General features: G+C 68.9%; 21 protein-coding genes and 2 pseudogenes. 14 read left to right on the top strand and 9 right to left on the bottom strand.

What is annotated here, in order from left to right; all coding sequences use genetic code 11:
• Window positions 1-52: 52 nt before the first annotated feature.
• On the bottom strand, window positions 53-1,756 hold the full coding sequence (locus tag OIE13_RS06370; protein ID WP_326639544.1) for an IS1634 family transposase: 1,704 nt from the start codon (window positions 1,754-1,756) through the stop codon (window positions 53-55).
• Between the two features lie 143 nt (window positions 1,757-1,899).
• Between OIE13_RS06370 and istB the strand changes: the two genes are divergently transcribed.
• From istB to OIE13_RS06345, 5 genes are all read left to right on the top strand, one after another.
• The gene (istB, locus tag OIE13_RS06365) at window positions 1,900-2,595 is read left to right on the top strand and encodes an IS21-like element helper ATPase IstB (RefSeq protein WP_326830267.1); all 696 of its coding nucleotides are present in this window, start codon (window positions 1,900-1,902) and stop codon (window positions 2,593-2,595) included.
• Between the two features lie 311 nt (window positions 2,596-2,906).
• The gene (locus OIE13_RS06360; protein WP_326642094.1) at window positions 2,907-3,140 is read left to right on the top strand and encodes a hypothetical protein; all 234 of its coding nucleotides are present in this window, start codon (window positions 2,907-2,909) and stop codon (window positions 3,138-3,140) included.
• A gap of 42 nt (window positions 3,141-3,182) precedes the next feature.
• Window positions 3,183-3,659, top strand: coding sequence for a hypothetical protein (locus OIE13_RS06355; protein WP_326642096.1), 477 nt, complete (start codon window positions 3,183-3,185; stop codon window positions 3,657-3,659).
• A 16-nt stretch (window positions 3,660-3,675) separates the two neighbouring features.
• Window positions 3,676-4,035 (top strand): hypothetical protein, encoded by a 360-nt coding sequence (locus tag OIE13_RS06350; protein WP_326642098.1) that lies wholly within the window; start codon window positions 3,676-3,678, stop codon window positions 4,033-4,035.
• Window positions 4,035-4,427: a hypothetical protein gene (locus OIE13_RS06345; protein ID WP_326642100.1), complete on the top strand. Its 393-nt coding sequence runs from the start codon at window positions 4,035-4,037 to the stop codon at window positions 4,425-4,427. The genes OIE13_RS06350 and OIE13_RS06345 overlap by 1 nt, the downstream gene beginning before the upstream one ends.
• A 414-nt stretch (window positions 4,428-4,841) precedes the next feature.
• Here OIE13_RS06345 and acnA read toward each other — a convergent pair whose 3' ends face one another.
• On the bottom strand, window positions 4,842-7,610 hold the full coding sequence (acnA, locus tag OIE13_RS06340) for an aconitate hydratase AcnA (protein WP_326642101.1): 2,769 nt from the start codon (window positions 7,608-7,610) through the stop codon (window positions 4,842-4,844).
• Window positions 7,611-7,800: 190 nt separating this feature from the next.
• Window positions 7,801-8,529 (bottom strand): metal-dependent hydrolase, encoded by a 729-nt coding sequence (locus tag OIE13_RS06335; protein WP_326642102.1) that lies wholly within the window; start codon window positions 8,527-8,529, stop codon window positions 7,801-7,803.
• Between the two features lie 711 nt (window positions 8,530-9,240).
• Here OIE13_RS06335 and OIE13_RS06330 point away from each other — a divergent pair.
• Window positions 9,241-10,011, top strand: a complete 771-nt coding sequence (locus OIE13_RS06330) for a PadR family transcriptional regulator (protein ID WP_326642104.1) — start codon at window positions 9,241-9,243, stop codon at window positions 10,009-10,011.
• 7 nt (window positions 10,012-10,018) lie between these two features.
• Entirely contained in the window at window positions 10,019-10,540 is a 522-nt protein-coding gene (locus OIE13_RS06325; RefSeq protein ID WP_326642106.1) for a DUF1707 SHOCT-like domain-containing protein, read from the top strand.
• Window positions 10,541-10,646: 106 nt separating this feature from the next.
• Here OIE13_RS06325 and OIE13_RS06320 read toward each other — a convergent pair whose 3' ends face one another.
• The gene (locus tag OIE13_RS06320) at window positions 10,647-11,570 is read right to left on the bottom strand and encodes an LLM class F420-dependent oxidoreductase (protein ID WP_326642108.1); all 924 of its coding nucleotides are present in this window, start codon (window positions 11,568-11,570) and stop codon (window positions 10,647-10,649) included.
• Window positions 11,571-11,717: 147 nt separating this feature from the next.
• Between OIE13_RS06320 and OIE13_RS06315 the strand changes: the two genes are divergently transcribed.
• Both OIE13_RS06315 and OIE13_RS06310 read left to right on the top strand, forming a co-directional pair.
• Complete coding sequence (locus OIE13_RS06315) at window positions 11,718-12,782, top strand: hypothetical protein (protein ID WP_326642110.1); 1,065 nt, start codon at window positions 11,718-11,720, stop codon at window positions 12,780-12,782.
• A gap of 66 nt (window positions 12,783-12,848) precedes the next feature.
• On the top strand, window positions 12,849-13,622 hold the full coding sequence (locus OIE13_RS06310; protein ID WP_326829734.1) for a Clp protease N-terminal domain-containing protein: 774 nt from the start codon (window positions 12,849-12,851) through the stop codon (window positions 13,620-13,622).
• A gap of 198 nt (window positions 13,623-13,820) precedes the next feature.
• Here the strand turns inward: OIE13_RS06310 and OIE13_RS36555 are convergent.
• The 3 genes and pseudogenes from OIE13_RS36555 to OIE13_RS06300 all read right to left on the bottom strand — a co-directional run.
• A pseudogene (locus tag OIE13_RS36555) lies at window positions 13,821-14,117 on the bottom strand (DUF6300 family protein); the annotation flags it as partial.
• A gap of 23 nt (window positions 14,118-14,140) precedes the next feature.
• A pseudogene (locus OIE13_RS06305) lies at window positions 14,141-15,299 on the bottom strand (helix-hairpin-helix domain-containing protein); the annotation flags it as partial.
• Window positions 15,300-15,715: 416 nt separating this feature from the next.
• Entirely contained in the window at window positions 15,716-15,985 is a 270-nt protein-coding gene (locus tag OIE13_RS06300) for a helix-turn-helix domain-containing protein (RefSeq protein ID WP_326642116.1), read from the bottom strand.
• Window positions 15,986-16,072: 87 nt separating this feature from the next.
• On the opposite strand from OIE13_RS06300, the gene map reads away from it, so the two are divergent.
• The 3 genes from map to OIE13_RS06285 are packed head-to-tail and all read left to right on the top strand — an operon-like array spanning window position 16,073 to window position 17,348.
• Window positions 16,073-16,897: a type I methionyl aminopeptidase gene (gene map, locus OIE13_RS06295; protein ID WP_326642118.1), complete on the top strand. Its 825-nt coding sequence runs from the start codon at window positions 16,073-16,075 to the stop codon at window positions 16,895-16,897.
• 17 nt (window positions 16,898-16,914) lie between these two features.
• A complete protein-coding gene (locus OIE13_RS06290) occupies window positions 16,915-17,181 on the top strand; it encodes a hypothetical protein (protein WP_326642119.1) in 267 nt (88 codons plus the stop codon).
• On the top strand, window positions 17,178-17,348 hold the full coding sequence (locus OIE13_RS06285) for a hypothetical protein (RefSeq protein WP_326642121.1): 171 nt from the start codon (window positions 17,178-17,180) through the stop codon (window positions 17,346-17,348). Before OIE13_RS06290 ends, OIE13_RS06285 begins: the two co-directional genes overlap by 4 nt.
• Here the strand turns inward: OIE13_RS06285 and OIE13_RS06280 are convergent.
• Both OIE13_RS06280 and OIE13_RS06275 read right to left on the bottom strand, forming a co-directional pair.
• On the bottom strand, window positions 17,338-18,483 hold the full coding sequence (locus tag OIE13_RS06280) for an FAD-dependent monooxygenase (protein WP_326829732.1): 1,146 nt from the start codon (window positions 18,481-18,483) through the stop codon (window positions 17,338-17,340). The two genes, OIE13_RS06285 and OIE13_RS06280, sit on opposite strands and share 11 nt — an antisense overlap.
• Before the next feature lie 15 nt (window positions 18,484-18,498).
• Window positions 18,499-18,822 (bottom strand): NAD-dependent epimerase/dehydratase family protein, encoded by a 324-nt coding sequence (locus OIE13_RS06275; protein ID WP_326642124.1) that lies wholly within the window; start codon window positions 18,820-18,822, stop codon window positions 18,499-18,501.
• A gap of 458 nt (window positions 18,823-19,280) precedes the next feature.
• On the opposite strand from OIE13_RS06275, the gene OIE13_RS06270 reads away from it, so the two are divergent.
• Window positions 19,281-19,739 carry a GbsR/MarR family transcriptional regulator gene (locus OIE13_RS06270; protein WP_326642125.1) on the top strand — a complete coding sequence of 153 codons (459 nt, stop codon included), beginning with the start codon at window positions 19,281-19,283 and terminating at the stop codon, window positions 19,737-19,739.
• A gap of 175 nt (window positions 19,740-19,914) precedes the next feature.
• The gene (locus OIE13_RS06265) at window positions 19,915-20,400 is read left to right on the top strand and encodes a hypothetical protein (RefSeq protein WP_326642127.1); all 486 of its coding nucleotides are present in this window, start codon (window positions 19,915-19,917) and stop codon (window positions 20,398-20,400) included.
• Window positions 20,401-20,411: the final 11 nt, after the last annotated feature.

Here is a 20,411-nt window from a genome sequence, read left to right as displayed (position 1 = left end):
ATGCCGTCTGCTGGCGGGACGGCGTGTATCTAGGGGCTGGGGTTCGGCCTGGTCAGCGGCTGGGCGGGGTGAGCTGGTAGATCCTGGGCGGGGCATCGATTTTGAGGGCGTGGAGCAGATCGCGCTGGGCTTTGGTGATCTCGGTGCGTTGCCGGAAGGTGCCGGCGGGGCCGGTGAAGGTGCCCAGAGTGATCCGGTCGAGCTCGCGGCGCAGGGCGGGCCAGGTCTGCCCGGTGGAGGTCTCGGCGATCCGGGCCAGCAGCAGCGCCAGCCAGCAGAGCAGGACGTGCGCGCGGATGCGCTGCTCCTTGCGGTGGAAGACCGGCCGCAGATCGATGATCTGCTTCATGTCGCGCCAGCCCCGCTCAACCTCGAGGAGCTGCTTGTAGCCGAGCGCGATGTCCTCAGGAGTCATCTTCGGGTCCGAGGTGCGCAGCAGGTACTTGCCGTCGAGGTTCTCCTCGGCCTTGATTCTCGCGGCGTCGATGCGCAGCAGCCCGCCGGGCGTGGTCCGCAGGTACCGGTTCAGGCCGGGCTTGGTGGAGATCACCCCGCGCAGCTCCGCACGTTTGGTCGCGTTCAGCCGATCGGTGCCCTCGATCAAGGTCGCGAGCTGGGCGAGCAGTCGTTCCCGGACCTTCTCGTCCCGCTGCGCGGCCTCGGGGTTGAAGCAGATGATGAACCGCTCGTCCTCGCGGATCCGAACCTCCTTGACCCGCAGGTTGTCGCGGATCTCCTGGTAGCGGCCCTGACGGGCGAGTGCTTCGGTGGCCTCGGCCGATCCGGAGCGGAGCTTCTCTCCGATGATGTAGTGGTGGTCGCCCTTGCGCAGGTGCAGCCGGTTGCGCTCGGAGGCGAAGCCGCGGTCGGCGACCCACACGATCCGCGACAACGTCCAGTCCCGCATATCGTCCTTGACCTGCCGGATCAGCGCGGAGTCGCCGGTCGCGCCGGGCCAGGACCACACCCGGACGGGGATGCCGGTGCGGGTGACGGCCATCCCGATCACGACCTGCGGCAGGTCATCGCGGTGGTCCTTGGACTTGCCGAACGACCGGAACCCCTTGCGCTTGTGATCGTCGGTGGCGTCCTGCTCGGGCACGACCTGGCCGAACGCGTCGCGAGGCACGGCTTCGTCGGCGTCTTCGGTCTCGAAGTAGGTCGAGGTGGTGTCGAAGAACAGCAGATCGACCTCGAGGTTGAGGAGGTTTGCGACCTGGTGGAACACCTCTTCCTCGAGCTTTCCGGAGATCTCGATCAGCCAGTCCATCGCCCGGTAGCAGGCGTCGTCGCTGGTCGCGGGCAGCAGGCCGTCGATCGCCACGTCCTCGTTCACCCAGCGGGCCGCCGCGAGCTTGGAGCAGGGGGCCAGGGCCCGGTTGGCGACCAGCGCGAACAGCACCCGCTCCGCGGCCGGGTCGAGCCGGCGGCCCTTGAGCAGCCGTTTCATCACCTTGCCGATCTCCAACTGCCGCCAGAGGGCATCCAGCACCCATGTGCCGCCCAGAGGTCGGGACTCGGTGAACGCCAGCCCGTCGGTCGCCGCCGACAAGGCGGCGTCGGGATCGAGGAACCGGGTGACCGAGGCGATCAGGCGCTGCAAGGCTTCCCGGTTCGCGGCATCCTCGCGGCCGAAGTTGTAGACGACCTGCACCTTCGACCGCTTCAACACCGGATCCCACACGTTGTGCGCGAGCTGCAGGTATCGGACTTCCGTCCCGTCCTTGTTCCGGCGAGGCGTCGACCGCAGATACATGGACTAGACGATAACGCCATAACCCTTGGCAGGCCTAGGAAACGGCGAATATGCGTGTATCTAGGCAGAATCGAGAATCCGACCAGTCCCCACCCCTCTGACCAGCATCTACACCTTCAGCCGTGGCCCAGAACCCTGATTAGCTGCGGAACCCAGGCGTCCTGGCCACCGCCAAAGCCCAACGCTGGGACCCCGCCGAGGTCTTGCGGGTCCTACTGAACGAGGAGATCACCGGCCGGTCCGCCGCCTCCCGCCGCAACCGCCGCAAGAGCGCGGGGTTCCCCTCGGGGAAGACATTTTGCACCTGGAGCGAGGAGGAGTCCTCGATCCCCGCCCCGACTCAGTCCTCGCTCAAGACTCTGGAGTTCATCGGCCGGGCTGAGAACCTCGTCATCGCCGGCCCCAGCGGAACCGGAAAGTCCCACTATGTCGAGGCGCTCTCACACGCCGCGATCGAAGCGGACCTGCGGGTCGCGTGGTTCACCCTCGAAACACTCACCCAGACCATGGCCAGAGCCAAAGTCGACGGGTCCACGGCCCGAACCGTCGCCCGGATCTGCCGCTCAGACCTCATCGTGGTCGACGACATCGGGTTACTGCCCGCCGGGCAAGATGCCGCCGAGGCGTTCTATCGGATCGTCGATGCCGCCTACGAACGCCGCTCTATCGCGGTCACCAGCAACATCCATCCCAGCGGTTTTGACACGATCATGCCCAAGACCCTCGCCACCGCGACAGTCGACCGGCTCCTGCACCATGCCCACCTCGTTCAGACCAACGGCGACAGCCACCGTCTCGCCGAGGCCCTCTCCGGCCGCGGCGTCGTCCCGCTGACCTGACCACCCAACATAGATCAACTGGCCATCAGCCTGGAATTCCGCTGACCGTCAGCCCGGAGAACTACCGACCGCCCACCAAGACTACGGCGTGTCCGTTGACACGGTTGCTGCGTGAGGTGGCTCGGGCGCAGGCGTGGCGGACGCATCTGGCCGACCTGCAAGAACGGGCGAAGATCGACCCGCTTTCCGAGACGTCGGGCGGATCCCTCCCTAAACAGGAAATGGCGATGTCCTGATTAGGTGGCGAAATGAGCGCGCCAAAGCGATAGACAGGAACGCACGTCAACGACAGGTAGGAAGGAAGGTAGCGAGTGGCCTTCGATTTCGATGAGTTCATAGCGAAATTCACCTGGTTTCACTGGGGGCTGTTCATCGTCTGCGGGCTGGTCATGCTCGTCAGTTCGGTTCGTAGGGCGGTGGAGTGGTGGGGTGATAGGGAGTGGCGGAAGAAGCAAGGGTTGTCGGACTCGGACGTGCGTGAGCTAGTGGAAGAGCAGCAGGCACGCCGGGTGTGGCGGGAGCGTCGGCGTACGCACTACGAATAAGCGGGCGGACATCGAATCGAAAGGAAATGGTGGCTGATCACGATGGGTGAGGTTTTTGCGGTTGAGGTGCTGCTGATCCCGCTGGGCGTGGTGTTTGTGGCCATGCTGGTGGGCTGGTGGATGACGCGGCGGATTCGGAACCGGCGGATTGATCGGCGGCGTCCGGCGGTGCAGGGGGCGAGGCATGAGCGGGCGTCGTCGTCGGGAGCGCCGTGGCCGGTGCGCCCCTATGTGATCAGCACGATCACGGCCAGCACGATCACGAAGGAATTCGAGGAGGAAAGCGCCGTTCAAGAGTGGTTGGTCTCGTGGCCGCAGTTAGAGGAATGGGGGCAACAAGCCTCGAAGACGCCGGGGGTGGCGGCTATGGCGGTGTATGAGGACCAGGGGGCGCGGATCAGTACGGCGTGGACGTGGGAGGACGGGAAGTTGGCGGGCAAGACCGTGTATCCCTGGTCGTGGCAGTCAGCGCTGAGGACTCATGGATCTAGTGACAGTAGCGGCAAAGACAGCCACTGAGGGAAAGGACATTCTTATGCACCATGCTGCGGGTGTCGGTGTCACCGATACGCATGTTCTGCTGGCCTTTGCTGCACTGGCCATCTTCATACCCGCCTACCTGTGGTATCGGGGCAGGCAAGACGACAAGTGGCGGGCGGAGAGCGCGGAGCGGTACGACGCTCTTAAGCCCCGTTTCGCCGATCAGTCCGCAGATCATTACGTCGTCGGGGCTTTGGGCGGCGAGTCGCACGTGATCGAGACGTTTGATGCGGACGCTGTGGATCTGGCCATTGAGGAGTCACTGCACAACGGTGGCAAGGAGGTCTATCTCTCGGGCAAGGACGGCAGGACACGGGTGTACCTGCGTGGTCATCTGCGCCGGACCTTCCGCTGATGACGGTGTTCGTGGTCATCGCGCTGCTGGTGGGGGCGGTGGTGGTCTTCAGCTGGGTTCAGGAGAGCGGTTCGGACCGGGCGGAGCTGACCTGGGCGTACAGCGATGTCCCGGCTGGTGGTAGGCCGCCGGAGTCGATCGGCCCGGACAAGGTGACGGTATATCAGGTCGGGACGCGCCTGGATGACGGAACGGACGGGGCCACGTGGACGCTGAGCGCGACGTGGGTGCGGGTGGCGCATTGGGCCACGGTGGAGTCTGAGCGGCCGGGAGTGGCTGAGGCGTGGGTGGGTCGCACGGCCCGGAGCGTGAGGCGTACCTGGCGTTGGGCGGACGGTCTGCACACGAGGCGTAGCAGCGCGCCGGTGGCAGAGGGTGAGGAGGGGCGTTGATGTCGGCGCGCCGGTCGAAGGGACGGCAAACGTGGGTGGTAGATGCACCCGATAGATCAGCTCGTCCGAGAGGGGCGCGCTGAGGCAGACGCGCGAAGCACCGAAGGGTGAGACCGTCCCAAGTGCGCGTGGCGTCGTCGGTCAGCAGGAATTCGGCGAGTGGGCTTTCTGCGGTCGAGCCGCGTAGCTGGGCGCGGATCTCCTCTATGCGCGTCACGCTCACCTGGACCACTGCCATGGAGGCCCGGGCGAGGTGGGAGTCGCGGCCCCGACCTGCCCCTTCTGGACGACGGCCCGGAGAACACGGAACCGCCCGGCGGGATGATGTCCCACCGGGCGGTTCTTGTCTGGGGTGTCCCCTCTGGGGTGTCCCCCCGATGTGGGCGGGGCTCAGTGCGGCCCCGCCCCTCCTGCTCAGCTCTTGGCGAGCAGGGAGCGCAGAACGTACTGCATGATGCCCCCGTGCCGGTAGTAGTCGGCCTCTCCGGGAGTGTCGATGCGTACGACGGCCTGGAATTCCTTACCGTCGGCCCTGACCGTCACGGTCTGCGGGATGCCGCCTCCGTTGAGGGCCTCGACGCCGACGACGTCGAAGGTCTCCTCACCGGTCAGGCCCAGCGACCGCGCCGTCTCCCCCTCGGGGAACTGCAGCGGCAGCACGCCCATGCCGATCAGGTTGGAGCGGTGGATGCGCTCGTAGGACTCGGCGATGACGACGCGGACGCCGAGCAGCGCGGTGCCCTTGGCGGCCCAGTCCCGCGAGGAGCCCGAGCCGTACTCCTTGCCGGCCAGGACGACGAGCGGGATACCCGCGGCCTGGTAGTTGGTGGAGGCGTCGTAGATGAAGGCCTGCGGCCCGCCCGGGGCGGTGAAGTCGCGGGTGTAGCCACCCTCCACCCCGTCGAGCAGCAGGTTCCTCAGCCGGATGTTGGCGAAGGTGCCGCGGATCATGACCTCGTGGTTGCCCCGGCGCGAGCCGTAGGAGTTGAAGTCCTTGACCGCGACGCCGTTCTCCTTGAGGTAGTCGGCGGCGGGGGTGCCGACCTTGATGGCACCCGCCGGGGAGATGTGGTCGGTGGTGACCGAGTCGCCCAGCTTCGCGAGCACCCTGGCCCCGGAGATGTCGGTCACCGGCTCCGGCTCGGGCGGCATGCCCTCGAAGTAGGGAGCCTTGCGGACGTAGGTCGAGGCCGGGTCCCACTCGAAGGTGTTACCGGTCGGGATCGGCAGCGAACGCCAGGTCTCGTCGCCCTTGAACACGTCGGCGTAGTCGTGCAGGAACATCTCCTGGTCGATCGAGGAGGCGACGACCGCCGCGATCTCCTCGGGCGCCGGCCAGATGTCGGCGAGGAAGACCGGCTCACCGTTCGAGCCGGTACCCAGCGGCTCGGTGTTCAGGTCGACGTCCATGGTGCCCGCGAGGGCGTAGGCGACGACCAGCGGCGGCGAGGCCAGGTAGTTCATCTTGACGTCGGGGTTGATCCGGCCCTCGAAGTTACGGTTGCCGGACAGCACCGCGGTGACCGCGAGATCGTTCTCCTGGATGGCGGCGGAGATCTCCTCCAGCAGCGGACCCGAGTTGCCGATGCAGGTGGTGCAGCCGTAGCCGACCAGGTTGAAGCCGATCTTGTCGAGGTAGGGCTGCAGGCCCGAGCGCTCGAAGTAGCCGGTGACGACCTGCGAGCCGGGAGCCAGCGAGGTCTTGACCCACGGCTTGCGGGTCAGGCCCTTCTCGACCGCGTTCCTGGCGAGCAGCGCGGCACCCATCATGACGTACGGGTTGGAGGTGTTGGTGCAGCTGGTGATCGCGGCGATGGTCACCACACCGTGATCGATCTCGAAGCTCGTGCCGTCCGCCAGGGCGACCGCCACCTTCTTGTGCGGTCGCCTGCCGTTGGCGCCGGCGTTGGACGCCGGGGCGTCGGAGGCCGGGAAGCTCTCCTGCCCGGCCTCGTCCACGCCGTCGTGGTCGATGTCCTCGACGTAGTTGCGCACGTCGTGACGCCAGGTCTCCTTGGCCGCCGACAGCGCGATGCGGTCCTGCGGGCGCTTGGGGCCGGCGATCGACGGGACGACCGTGGCGAGGTCCAGCTCGATGTACTCGGAGAAGACCGGCTCCTCGGCGGAGGGGTCCAGCCACAGTCCCTGGGCCTTGGCGTAGGCCTCGACCAGGGCGACCTGCTCGGCGGGGCGGCCGGTCAGCGTGAGGTAGTCGATCGTCTGGCCGTCGATCGGGAAGATCGCGCAGGTCGAGCCGAACTCGGGGCTCATGTTGCCGATCGTGGCCCGGTTGGCCAGCGGCACGCTGGAGACGCCCTCGCCGTAGAACTCCACGAACTTGCCGACGACGCCGTGCCTGCGGAGCATCTCGGTGATCGTGAGCACCAGGTCGGTGGCGGTGGCCCCCGCGGGGAGCTTGCCGGTCAGCTTGAAACCGACCACCCGCGGGATCAGCATCGAGATCGGCTGACCGAGCATCGCGGCCTCGGCCTCGATGCCGCCGACGCCCCAGCCCAGGACGCCGATGCCGTTCTCCATCGTGGTGTGGGAGTCGGTGCCGACGCAGGTGTCGGGGTACGCGGTCAACACCGCCTTGCCGTCCTTTTCGACGCTTCGCGTCATCACCACGCGGGCCAGGTGCTCGATGTTGACCTGGTGCACGATGCCGGTGCCCGGCGGGACGACCTTGAACTCGTCGAAGGCGGTCTGCCCCCAGCGCAGGAACTGGTAGCGCTCGCGGTTGCGCTCGTACTCCCGCTCGACGTTGCGCTGGAAGGAATCGGGGCCGCCGAAGAAGTCGACGATGACCGAGTGGTCGATGACCATCTCGGCCGGGGCGAGCGGGTTGATCCTGGCGGGGTCACCGCCGAGGTCGCGGACGGCCTCGCGCATGGTCGCCAGGTCGACGACGCACGGGACGCCGGTGAAGTCCTGCATGATCACGCGAGCCGGCGTGAACTGGATCTCCACGTTCGGCGCGGCGGACGGATCCCACTGGCCGACCGCGCGGATGTGGTCGGCGGTGATGTTCGCGCCGTCCTCCGTGCGGAGAAGGTTCTCAAGAAGGATCTTCAGGCTGTACGGGAGACGCCCCGACCCTTCCACGGCGTCCAGCCGGTAAATCTCGTATCCCGCGTCACCGACGCGGAGCGTGTCACGGCTGCCAAAGCTGTTCGAGGACACGGTTCGCCTCCCTCATCACCCTGATGTCTGTCGCGCCGGCACATAAGGCGCGATTAGATCCTGCCGCACCACCCGAGCACCCCGGACTGTTAGGTACACCTAACCTCCGGGGCACCCGCAGGTTGCAGCGGATGTCTCGATATCAAGATATCGCCCCGGGTATCTCGACATCAAATTACCCCCAGTATGATCACTGCGGAGCGAGGCGGAGGTACAGCAACCCGAGAACGACGACGGAAAGTACCGGGGCGAGAAACTTCTGCTCGAAGGCGCGGCCCGTCTTGATGCCGATCTTCCACGGCAGCAGCCATTTCCGCCGTATCGGCCAGAGCACCGGGCAGCCCTTCTCGGTGCAGCAGTCACCCACGACGTGGGTCAGGCATCCGATCGCGACCGCCAGCCCCAGCCAGGCGTAACCCACGTTGTCGCTGCGGAACACCACGAACAACCCGGCCGTCATGCCGACGTTGAGCATCGCCGAGGCGAACTTCTTGCCCGGGATGCCGACCCCGATCGCCCGCAGCGCCAGGCCGATGAGCAGGACCACCAGAATGTCGCGGCCGATCGGATAGGTGTTGGCCAGGTAATGCGCGCCGAAGCCCGCGGCTGCCGCGAACACGAGCGAGTGGGTGGCGTTGCGGTGGCCGCCGGCGAGCCACGACACCGCCTTGCTCAGCCCCCAGGTGACCGGCCCGAACGTCTGCGCGATCGTCGCGCTCGGATGGTCGAGGTCGGGCAGCATCGCGGCACCGGCGCAGATGAGGGCCCCGGCGACGAACTCGGCCGGGTTGAGCGCGTTGACCATGACGCCGGTCTCCAGGAACTTCGACGTCTCGGTCAGCAGCGGCAGCGCGGCCAGCGTGGGCGCCACGCCCAGCCAGGCGATCGCCCCCGTCAGCGCATGCGTATGACCCATCATCGCCCAAACACCGCCATCAAGATCACCCCGGGAGACCGTACGCCAAAGCCCCCTCCAGATGGAGGATCGTGCCATTTTGCACCATCGGCGTGTCGCGCGGGCGAGATGATCCCGGCGCGTGAGCGCTGATCGTTTCCATCCGCTTCCAGGGTCGCCCGAGGGCGACGGTCGTCCGCTTCGATCTCCCCGTCCCTCCGTGAGAAGTGCCTGCCATCGGCATCTTCCTACGAATGGGGAACGGATGGAACCGGTGATCGGTGCCGGGGACGGCCGTACGAGAGCATCCGCCCGGGAAGATCGTCTTCACCTGGGAGCCTCGCACCGGAGTCTTCGCCGGGCGCCCTCCGGATCGTCTCCACGGGAGACCGGAGGTGCGACGGGAAAGACCGGTGAGCAGACGTGGGCCTGCGGAAACGCCTGCGAAAACGACAGACGGGACCGTTCCGCGCCGAAAGCACCCCCCAGCCCTTCCGACACGGAACGAATCCCGTCTACGTCCTTTGTAACGTGCAGGTCTCAGTGCTTGTTCCGGAATCTGGCAAGAATTACGTGATCTACCTCACTTACACGCCGAGCACCCGCATGGTGACCACCGGCAACCCGGCCGAAGGAAGCCCATATTTCAGGACATGGGTTGCTGTCAGAATGTTCTCGATATATCTTTGAGCCATCGAGAGCGGTCAAAAGACGATCGCGATATGGAGGTACGACATGACAGCGACAAGTGCGACGAATGGCCCCTGGTCCGGGTTCGGCTCACCGGAGGTCAGGCGCGAGATGAAGCGCGCGGCCAGAGAGGCGTGGCGACAGATGGCCGCCGGATGGCACGAGGGCGGGCCGCAGCACGGGCCGCAGCACGGGCCGCACGAGCACCACGAGGGCGGGCCGCACGAGCACCGGCACCGCGGTCACCGCGGCCCCTTCCCCGGCGGCGGGTTCCCCTGGGACTTCGCCAGGGGCGCCCGAGGCGGCCGGGGGGGCAGAGGCCCGTTCGGCGGAGGCCCACCGTTCGGACGCGGACGCAAGGCCAAGCGCGGCGATGTCCGCGCGGCGATCCTCGCCCTGCTCACCGAGTCCCCGCGGAACGGCTACCAGATCATCCAGGAGATCGAGCGGCGCAGCGAGGGGGGCTGGAAGCCCAGTCCGGGGGCGGTCTACCCGGCGTTGCAGCAGCTCACCGACGAGGGCCTGGTCCTGGCCGAGGAGAACGAGGGGCGCAAGACCTTCAGCCTCACCGAGGCCGGCCGCGCCTACGTGGCCGAGCACTCCGACGAGGTGCGCGCGCCGTGGGAGGAGATGACGCCCGACATCGACGACAGCACCTGGGAGCTGATGGACATCGCCCGCCAGTCGGGGTTCGCCATGCTCCAGATCCTGCAGACCGGCAGCGAGGCGCAGATCCGGCAGGCGAAGCAGACGCTGACCGAGACGCGTCGCAAGCTCTACCAGATCTTGGCCGACGGCGACACCGGCGAGGAGTGACCCGACCATGACGCCCCGAGACGACCTCCGCATCGGAGACGCCGAGCGTGACGCGGCGATGGAGGCCCTGCGCGAGCACTACGCCAAGGGCCGCCTGACCCGCGAGGAACTCGACGAGCGCCTCGAACTTACCCTGTCCGCGCGAACGGGCGGCGACCTCGCCGTGGTGTGCGCGGACCTCCCCGGTCCGCGCGACCCCGGGCCGGAGGAGTTCGAAGACGCCGGGAGCCCATGGGGACGTGAGTGGCACGCGCACGCCCGGGGCGTTCATCATCCCGGGTTCCGGCCCGGGTCCCGAATCCGTCACCGCGCGGCCTGGAGTCACCACCACGCGGGACACCGGGGCGGGCCTCCGTTCGCTCCCGTGGTGGTCCTGCTGCTGGTGGCGGGGGTGGCGGTAGCCGGAGTCGGGGTGCTGAAGTTCCTCCTCCTCGCCTGGCTGGCGATGGCCGTGCTGGGCCTGCTCCGCCGCAGGCGGTGGCACTCCCGGGCACGGGCCGGCCGGTTCGGCCCTCCAGGCGCTTTCTGAGCCCCTGGAGGCCGGGCAGGTGGACGGAGTCGCGGTGCATCGCGATGCTCGCGTCCGCCTCGGCCGCGTCCGCCTCGAAGACGCCCGCCCATCTGCGGCGCCCGGCTTACACGTGAGGCAGGACCTCCTCGGCGATGAGGTTCAGGTGGTCAAGGTCGGCCAGGTCAAGCACCTGCAGGTAGATCCGCTCGGCGCCCAGTTCGGCGAAGCGTCCGATCTTCTCGGCCACCTCGGCGGGGGTACCCGCCAGGCCCGTCGCGCGCAGCGCGCCGAGGTCCTGCTCGATGATCCCGGCCCGCCGCGCGATCTCCGCGTCGCCGGAGCCGACGCAGACGGTCTGCGCGACGGAGAGCATGACCGGCGCCCTGCCCTCCGCCTCGCATGCCCTGCCGATCCGGTCGAAGGCCTTCGCGGTGTCATCCAGGGTGCGAAACGGCACGTTGTACTCGTCGGCGAACCTGGCGACCAGGCGCGGGGTGCGCCTGGCGCCGACGCCGCCGATGATGATCGGCGGCCTGGGGCTCTGCGCGGGCTTGGGCAGCGCCGGTGAGTCGGCCAGCCGGTAGTGGGCGCCTTCAAAGGAGAACGTCTCACCCGCGGGTGTGGTCCAGAGCCCGGTCAGGATCTCCAACTGCTCCTCGAACCGGCCGAACCGCTCGCCGACCGGCGGAAAGGGGATGCCGTACGCGATGTGCTCGGCGTCGAACCAACCGGCGCCCAGGCCCAGCTCGACCCGGCCGCCGCTCATCTGGTCGACCTGGGCCACGCTGATCGCCAGCGGTCCCGGCAGCCGGAAGGTGGCCGGGGTGACCAGGGTGCCGAGGCGGATCGTGGAGGTTTCCCTGGCCAGGCCCGCCAGGGTCGTCCAGGCGTCGGTGGGGCCGGGGCCGGGATCGCCCCCTCCGATCCGCATGTAATGATCGGAACGGAAGAAGGCGTCGAACCCCAGCCGCTCCGTGGCCAGCGCGACCGTCAGCAACTCGTCGTAGGTGGCACCCTGCTGCGGTTCAGTGAAGATCCTCAACTTCATGGCGACCATTATCCGGGCACTCCGGACGGCATCCGCAGAAAGCCCACGCCGTGACCGGAACGCTTGCTAACGTTCTGGCCTTCGACGCAACGGGTAGCGGATCCAACACTTAAAGCGATCACCCCTGTCGTTGAGGAGGGGGATCACATGCCCGTGGCGACCGACCGTACCGGCACCCGCCGGGCCCGCGAGCCCGGCACCCCGCCCCGGCCCCTCGTGGTGCTCGCCTCCATCGCACTCGCTGCGGGAACCGGTGGCGCGATCTGGCTGCTGCCCCCCAGGGCGCAGGGTGAGTGGGCCGCCGCCGGCAGGCATGCCGGGGCGGGCGCGCCGCCCTCGGGGACCGCCACCCGGCCCGCGTCCGAACAGGCGTCCACACCGGCCGTCGTCCGCCCGTCGGGCTTCGTGGCGTTCGTGGACGCGGTCCACGACCCGCGCTTCAACCTCTCCAGGGCGGTCAGGAAGAGCCGAGTGCGCTGGTTCACGCTCGGCCACCTCACCGCCGGGCACAGGGGGTGCGTTCCCAGGTGGGGCGGGCTCCAGGGGCAGGGACGCAATCCGGTCGCCAATCGGCTCGGCTCCCTGCGAGCCGCCGGCGGGGACGCGGGCCTCGCCTTCGGCGGCCCCACCGGACGCGAACTCGCCACCGCCTGCGCGGACCCGGGTCGGCTCACCGCCGCCTACCGCCGGGCGATCGGCGCCTTCGACGCCAGGTACATCGACTTCGAGGTCCACGCCCCGGCCGGTGACACCGTCGTGCGGCGGCGCGCCAGGGCGATCGCGACCCTGCAACGGGAGGCCGCCCGCGAGGGCCGTCCCCTCACGGTGAGCTTCACCCTCCCGGTCACCGAAGCCGGTCTGGCACGCGGCGACCAGGAGATGCTCCGGGCCACCCGGTCGGAAGGCGTCGAGATCGCCGCCGTCAACCTGCTCGCCCCCGTTGACGCCTCCTCCGGTTCCGGAGGCCGCCTGCATCCGATCGCCTCCGCCGTCCGCGCCGCGCACCCGCAGATAGCCCGCTCCCTGGGTGAGAGCGCCGCCTGGAACCGGATCGCCCTGACCCCCGTGCTGGCCAGGTCCGGCGATCTCACTCGGCTCGACGCCCGGAGACTCGCCGCCTTCACCAGTCGCAACAATCTGGCATGGCTCTCCGCCAGGGGCGCGGCCCTCGCCCCTGACATCACCCGGTTCCTCACCGGTGCGGCACGCTAGACAATTACCCCCCTCCAGGGTTATCTATGGGTTATAACCCTTCCATAACCCCTAAGGGGAGATGTAATGCCGAAGATCAATGTCTACCTGCCCGACGAGCTGGCCGAGGCGGTCAAGAGAGCCGGGGTGCCGGTCTCCGCCGTGTGCCAGCGGGCACTGGAGCAGGCCGTACGGCGGGTGACCTCCATCCGCGAGACGGCGCTCAGCTCCCCCGACATCGACGACCTGACGGCGCGCTTCCCGCACTTCACCCCCCGGGCCCGGTCCGTGATCAAGCTGTCGGTGGAGCAGGCACGAGCCCTGGGCGCGGCCGAGGTCGGCACCGAGCATCTGCTGGGCGGCATGCTCGCCGAGGGGAGCAACCTAGCGCTCCAGGTTCTGGGCGCCCTGGAGATCGACCCCGAGGAGGTGCGGCGCCGACTGGACCGGCCGCGCCTCGACGCACCGGCCGCGACCGCCACCGGCGCAGAGCTCACCTTCGGGGCACCGGCTGCGGCGGCCCTGGAGATGACCGTCACCGAGGCCACCTCGCTCGGCCACAACTACATCGGCTGCGAACACCTGCTCCTCGGGCTGATCGCCGAACCTGAGGGAGTGGCCGGGCACGTCCTGCGGGAGCTGGGTGCCGAGCACCGGCTGACCCGCCGCGCGGTATCGGCGGCCCTCGCCGGTTATGTCCACCTGCGTGCGCAGACCCAGGCCGCTCCCGGTGTCCCGGCCCAGCCCGCCGACGCGGCGAGCGCGCTGTCGGCGGCCATCCGCGAGGAGCTCCGTCCCGTCCTGCGCAGGCTCGAACGGCTGGAGGAGCGTCTTGGCCCCGCGGAGAGGCGTAGCCGGTGAGCGCGCTGAGCGCCTCACCCCCCGCCGCCCCACACCACCCCACGTCAACGAGGCGTTGACAAAGCAGTGAACACATGATCTTTTCACTTGTTCACGATCTGCCTGACCAGGCCGAATGCCGAACAGGCGCCGCCACCACGAGGTGCGCGAGCTCGCGGCCGTGGCGGGTGGTCTGCCTTGGCCAAGGCGAAGACGACGTTACAGCTCGCCGCGGTACCAGGCCTCGGCCTCGGCGTTCAGCGCGTTCTCGTCCGGCTGCTTCGGCGCCCGCGCCCGATGGATCCAGCGGAGCAGGTACCGCGCGAGTTGAACCAGGGTCTCTGGTTGCGCGGACCCATGGACGGCGAAGTACGTGATGATCGGGCCGGCATTGGGGTCGCCTGCGTCGCAGCAGGCGCACAGGAGAGCGTCACGGATGCCGCGGACCGGGTCGCCCGCCGCGTTCGTCCAGGTGTGCGGGAGGCGCACGACGGCCAGGACCTCGCCGGTACGGCAGCGCGGGCAGGCCCACCGGCCGGTCATGCGCCGCCGATCGCGCCGGCGCCGAGCAGTGCCTTGACGTCGCCGTAGAACGCCGGCTCCGGGGCCACCTGGAACGGCTGGAGGTTCCACAGCACGCTCGCGGCGCCGGGGCGGTGCACCCGTACGTGCACGGGTGCCCGGCCGGGATGGGTGGTCAGGATGTGCTTGAAATCCTGCACGACCCTGTTTGGTGACCTTGCGTTGCAGGCTGGAGATGATGCCGCTGATCCGGGTCGCGCCGTCCTGGCGTCCGGAGGCCAGCAGGTCTGCGATGGTGGCGTCGCGGCCGGCGGACAGGACGCGTTCGGCGCCGTCGAGCGGGTGGCTGGAGACGTACAGGCCGAGCATCTCGCGTTCGAAGGCGAGCAGGGTGGCCTTGTCCCACTCGCCTTCGGGGATCGCGACGGAGAAGGCGCTGCTCCGGCCGGGCTCGCCGAACAGCGAGTTCTGGCCGTGGGCCTCGTTCCGCTTGATGTCGATGACCGTGTCCACGGCGGGTTCGTGCACCGAGACCAGGGCTTTTCTGCGGTGTCCCAGGCTGTCGAAGGCGCCGGCCTTGGCCAGTGACTCGATGACGCGCTTGTTGCAGACGACGGACGGGACCTTGGCCAGGAAGTCGTTGAAGTCGGTGTAGGTGCTGCGGGCCTCCCGGGTGGTGACGATCGCCTCGACGACGCCCGCTCCGATGTTGCGCACCGCGCCCAGGCCGAAGCGGATGTCGGACCCAACGGCGGCGAAGTCCAGCCCGCTGGCGTTGACGTCGGGGGGCAGCACCCTGATGCCCAGGCGCCGGCAGTCCGACAGGTAGACGGCCATCTTGTCCTTGTCGTCGCCGACCGAGGTGAGCAGCGCGGCCAGGTACTCCTGCGGGTGGTTGGCCTTGAGGTAGGCGGTCCAGTAGGAGACCAGGCCGTACCCGGCGGTGTGCGACTTGTTGAAGCCGTAGCCGCCGAACGGGACCAGGACGTCCCAGACCGCCTTGATCGCCTCCTCGGAGAAGCCGCGTCCGCGCATGCCCGCCGAGAACCGATCCCATTCGGCGTCCAGGACCTCTTTCTTCTTCTTGCCCATGGCCCGGCGCAGCATGTCGGCGGCGCCGAGGGAGTACCCGGCGAGCTGCTGCGCGATGGCCATGACCTGCTCCTGGAAGACCACCGGTACGGTCCCTACCGACGGGGGCTGCCGAACACCGTGACCAGGCAGGCGTCGAGGTCGAGCAGCACCCAGGACCGGCAGGGCACCCGGCTGAGCAGCGGCGGGCGGATCTCGGTCGCAGGCACGTCTTGGCGGTAGACCGGTGGCCCGGTTCCGTAGTCTCCCCTGAGGCCGCCCGACGGGCCGACTGGCCAGGCGTCACCGGGAGGCCGGCTCCTTCAGCACAGCGGTGATCAGCCTGTCGCCGACGTCCTCGGTGTACGGGTGGCGGGCCGGCGGTCGGGCCGCGCCGGCGTCCGGGGAACCGGGCGGGTCACGATGCCGGCTCGACCAGCAGTGGCTGGATCAACAGGCACAGGCGCTGGATGAGGAACCGGCCGTGTCCACCGGGACTCCGTGGGCGGGCGCAACAGCGGCTACGAGACGGCTTCCAGCGGTAGGTCGTTGCCGCGCCAGGTAGCCGCCAACTCCTGAACCGGCACGTTGAGTGCCTCACCGAGGCAGACGATCGTGCCGAATCCGGGGGACGGCAGTCGTCCGGTCTCAATCTTGCGCAGGGTTTCCGGCGAGATGCCGGCCACGTGCGCGACTTCCGCTAGGTCGCGTCCCGCTCGCGCGTGGCGCAGCAGGGCGCCGAGACGCCTGCCGGCTTCGATCTGCTCAGGTGTGAGCGGTTGGCGGACCATGCCCCCAGAATAGGGCTGGTATTACTTTACCGGCAAGCGCTAGGGTGCCGGTATAACTATACCAACACCCTGTGACGCGAGGTATTCGTGATTGAACTGAAGACGCCTGCGGAGATCCAACGCATGCACGTGGCCGGGCGTTTCATCGCCGAGGTGCTCTCCGAGGTCGGCCGACTCGCCGACGTGGGCGTCAACCTCCTGGACCTGGAACACCACGTGCGCGGCATGATCAAACAGCGCGGGGCAGAGTCGTGCTACTGGGACTACGCGCCGTCCTTCGGACGCGGCCCGTTCCGCAACGTCATCTGCCTGTCGGTCAACGACGCCGTCCTGCACGGCCTACCCCACGACTACACGCTGCGTGACGGCGACGTACTCAGCGCGGACCTCGCGGTCGGCGTCGACGGATGGGTGGCCGACTCGGCGCGCACGGTCGTCGTCGGGACCGCCGCCGAGGAGGACCTGCGGATCATCCGCGCCACCGAGGAAGCGTTGGAGGCGGCGATCGAGGTGGCACGTCCGGGCAACCGCCTGGGTGACATCTCGGCGGCCATCTGGGCGGTAGCCCACGACTACGGCTACCCGGTCAACACCGAGTTCGGTGGCCACGGCATTGGCCGCACCATGCACGAGGGGCCCCACGTTTCGAACAAGGGCCGGGCAGGGCGCGGCCTTACGCTCCGGCCGGGCCTGACCCTCGCGCTCGAACCCTGGTTCGCCCGCACGACCGACCGGATCGTCTACGACGCCGACGGCTGGACCATCCGGTCGGCGGACGGCTCGCGCACGGCCCACTCCGAGCACACGGTAGCCGTCACCGAGAACGCCCCCTTGGTGCTCACCCGGCGTGAACCGGAGAACCCGGCGACGCGGGCTGATTCCGCCGGTCGGCTATCCACAAAGGACGCCTAGGTCGCCCTGTTCAACCGATGTCGGCCCGATCGAACGGTGCTCGCAGTCAGCTGGAACGCGAGGCGGTGGCGACGTACAGCCCGCGCCAGGCCGCGGAGCTGTTCGCGCTGATGATCCGGCGCGGCGCCTGGCAGTCGCCCACCCTGGTGACGGTGCAGCGGTTCCGGCGCGCGCCCGACGACATCCTGAACGACCCCGAACTGCGGGCGCCGTCCGCTACATCCCCGTGTGGGCATGCTGGAAGGCGTATGAAGCCGTCGGCTGACCTGCCGATCTCGGCGTGACTGTCGCCTGGGGTTTCTGGGCGTCGGATCTGCCGGGCCGGAGCGGGGCCGCCGGGCTCGGCTGCCTGGGGCCGACCCTGGTGACGCGGCGGGACCGGCCGTCGATCGTCCGCTACCGCAACCAGGCGCCGGCCTACCCGGCCAGGCGCGATGTGCTCAGCCCTTGATGAAGCGGCGGGTCATGTAGCGGCGCACCGGGCCCAGCGTGGCCAGGCGCAGCGGTAGCAGGCTCAGCCACAGCAGCAAGGGGTTGGCGGGGGCGTAGACGCCTTTGACGCGCCTGCCGAGCTTCTGCTTCTTGTCCACTTCGGGGCGTAGTGCGCTCTCCCAGGCGTTCAGGGCGGCGCCGATGTCGCCCGGGTGGTCAGCCAGCGCGGTGCCGAGCAGGTCGGCACCGCCGACGGCCAGGGCGGAGCCGTATCCGGCGAACAGGGTCACGCACCAGGCAGCGTCGCCGAGCAGCACCACCCGGCCGCGGCTCCACTGCTTGGCCACGACCTGGCTGATGCTGTCGAAGTAGACCGAGTCGGTCCTGTCCATGCCCGCGAGCACTTCGGGCACCACCCAGCCGATGTCGCCGTACACCTCGGGTAGCACCGTGCGCGGGTCCTGACTTGGGGTGGCGCGGTCGGTGCGGTAACCGAAGAAGGCGACGTTGCGGCCGTCGCCGACACTGATCACCGCCATGGTGCGGCCGCCTGAGGACAGCGTGCCGGTGGTGCCGGGCGCGATGGCGGCGGGGCGCTGGTCGAGCATGTAGACGGCGACCTGGTGGTCGAGATCGAGCAGGTAGTCCTCCTCTGGGCCGAAGACCAGCGCACGGGTGGCCGAGTGCAGGCCGTCGGCGCCGATGAGCAGGTCGGCGCGTTCGACGCGGCCGTCGCTGAGGGTGGCGTGGACCGCGTCGCCGTCCTGGTCGATGGCGGTGACGGTGGTGGCGAAGCGGATCTCACCGTGGTCGTGGACCTGCTCGAACAGGATGGCTTCGAGGTCGCCGCGCAGGATGGTGATCGAGCGCGGCCCGGTGGTGGCGACGATGGTGTCGCGGTCGAGGGCGAAGCGGCGAGAGCCGTCGGGCTTGTGGTAGACGAGTTCCTCGGTGACGAAGGATCGACGGCGCAGGGCGTCCAGGATGCCCATGCGTTCGGCGGCGTCGTAGCCGATGCCGCCGAAGGTGACCGCGTAACCACCGCCGCGGCGGGCGGGCGCGCGTTCGACGATGAGAGTGTCCCAGCCGATCTGGCGCAGGCGCAGGGCGGCGGCCAGGCCGGCGATGCCGGCTCCGACGATGATGGCGCGCATGACAGTGGTGCTTCCTTAGCGTGAGAGCTGGTCGAGCAGGCGCTGCTCGGCGGCGGTGTCGAGCCAGGTGTCGGGGGAGGGCGCGTCCGCGCGGGGTGCCGGGTCGCCCTCGGCCTGGAGCCAGGCCCAGGTGTCGATGACGGCGTCCCACTCGGCGTCGCCCAGCGCCTGCCGTACGGTGTCGACGTCGGTGTGGTCGGCGATCAGCGCCCGCACCCCGGGTGCGGGGTCGCGGCTGAGGCCGCGGTTGAGCGTGCTCACCTCATCGCCGCGCTCCAGCGCGGTCTCCACGATGGCGCGGCCCACATGGTGGGTGCCGCCAAGGACAAGCAGTTTCACGATGCTCCTGGGGTGAGTGGCAGCCAGCCGGCTGAAGGGTGGTCGTGGTCGTGGAAGATCTCGTGCTCCGATGTGTGCAGGCTCGTCCCGGTCGCGAGTGGTTCGCCGGGGCCGGGGTTGCGGCCGAAGCGCGGGTGGGCGCGGCCTGGCCGTCTTGCGGGATACGGCTGAGCCCGCCGTACGAGCGCGGATACCAGGGTGTCGGTTCGTGCGCGGGCGGCCAGGCGGGCCGATCGATCCAGCGGCCCGGATCGCGGGACGCACGCCGTACAGACGGCTGAGCAGGGTCACCGGAGTCATCTCCTCATCGACGCGGAACTGGATGTCGCATCGCCGACCAGGCTTCCCGGCACACCATCGAGCCTCACGGGGAGGCCGATGTGAGCAATATACCGACTTTTCAGAAAGTACTGAAGAGTCGTGGCGTTCGATATCCTTCCTCACGTAAGGAGGCATATGTGAACGACAGGCATGAGGAGTGGCAGGCCGCCGAACGACTGGCGCTGACTCTGACCGAGGGCGGGATGCAGCGCATGGCCGCGCGCACCCTGGCGGTCTTCCTCTTCACCGACCAGCAGAGCGTCACCGCCGGCGAGATCGCCGACCGGCTGGAGGCCAGCGCAGGCTCGGTCTCCAGCTCGATCAAATCCCTGCTGACGGTCGGGCTGATCGAACGCCTCCCATCGCCCGGCAGCCGCCGCGAGCACTACCGGCTCCGCGACGACGCTTGGGCCACCCTGTTCACCAGCCAGAACACCGTCATCCAGGCCATGCTCCAGGCCGCGGCCGCCGGGATCGCCGCCACCGGCAGCGGCGATCCCGCCCATCAGCGCCTGGCACAGATGCACGCCTTCTACGAGTTCCTGCTCGGCGAGATCCCGGCCCTGCTGGACCGCTGGCACCAGCAGTCCGGCTAACCCCTTGAAGGACCGGCCCCGCCCGGGCCTGCCGCACCGCCTCACCCCGGCCCAAAGGGCCGAAGTCAAAGCCTTGGCCTGTCGGCTACCGGCCGAGACCGGAGTGCCCCGGGAGGCGGATGTTACGTGGACCAGTCGGATGTGAGACGTCCGAGCAGTTCGATGAGGCGGGTGAGTGCGCCGGGCCCCGGCCGCCAGGATCGTCAACGTCGCCTCCCAAGCCTCCCGCCACCACGGCACCCTCCGGCTCCCGCAGGACCTGACCGAGACGGTCCCGTTCACCGCACGCGGATCATCGCAGCACTACGGCAAGACCAAGCTGCTCGACATCATGTTCACCCTCGAACTCGCCCGGCGCCTGGCCGGCACCACCATCACCGCCAACTGCCTGGACCCCGGCTTCAACACCACCGGCCTGGGCCGCGAGCTCCGCTTCGCCGCCACCCTGGAAAAGATCCTCACCCGGCTGTCGATCGTCGACCCCGCCCGCGGCGCCGGCCTGATCGTCACCCTCGCCACCGACCCCGCCTTCACCGGCCGCACCGGCGGCTACTACACCGTCCGCAAAACCCGCCGGATCCAGCCCACCCCACCCGGCGACGACCTCGAACTCCAGACCCTGCTGTGGCGCGAAACCGAACGACTCCTCGACACACGTTGACCAGCCCCAGT

This window comes from Streptosporangium sp. NBC_01810 (assembly GCF_035917355.1).
GTDB lineage: Bacteria > Actinomycetota > Actinomycetes > Streptosporangiales > Streptosporangiaceae > Streptosporangium.
Note: the sequence above shows the minus strand (reverse complement) of the source record. Positions and strands in the feature narration are given on the sequence as shown.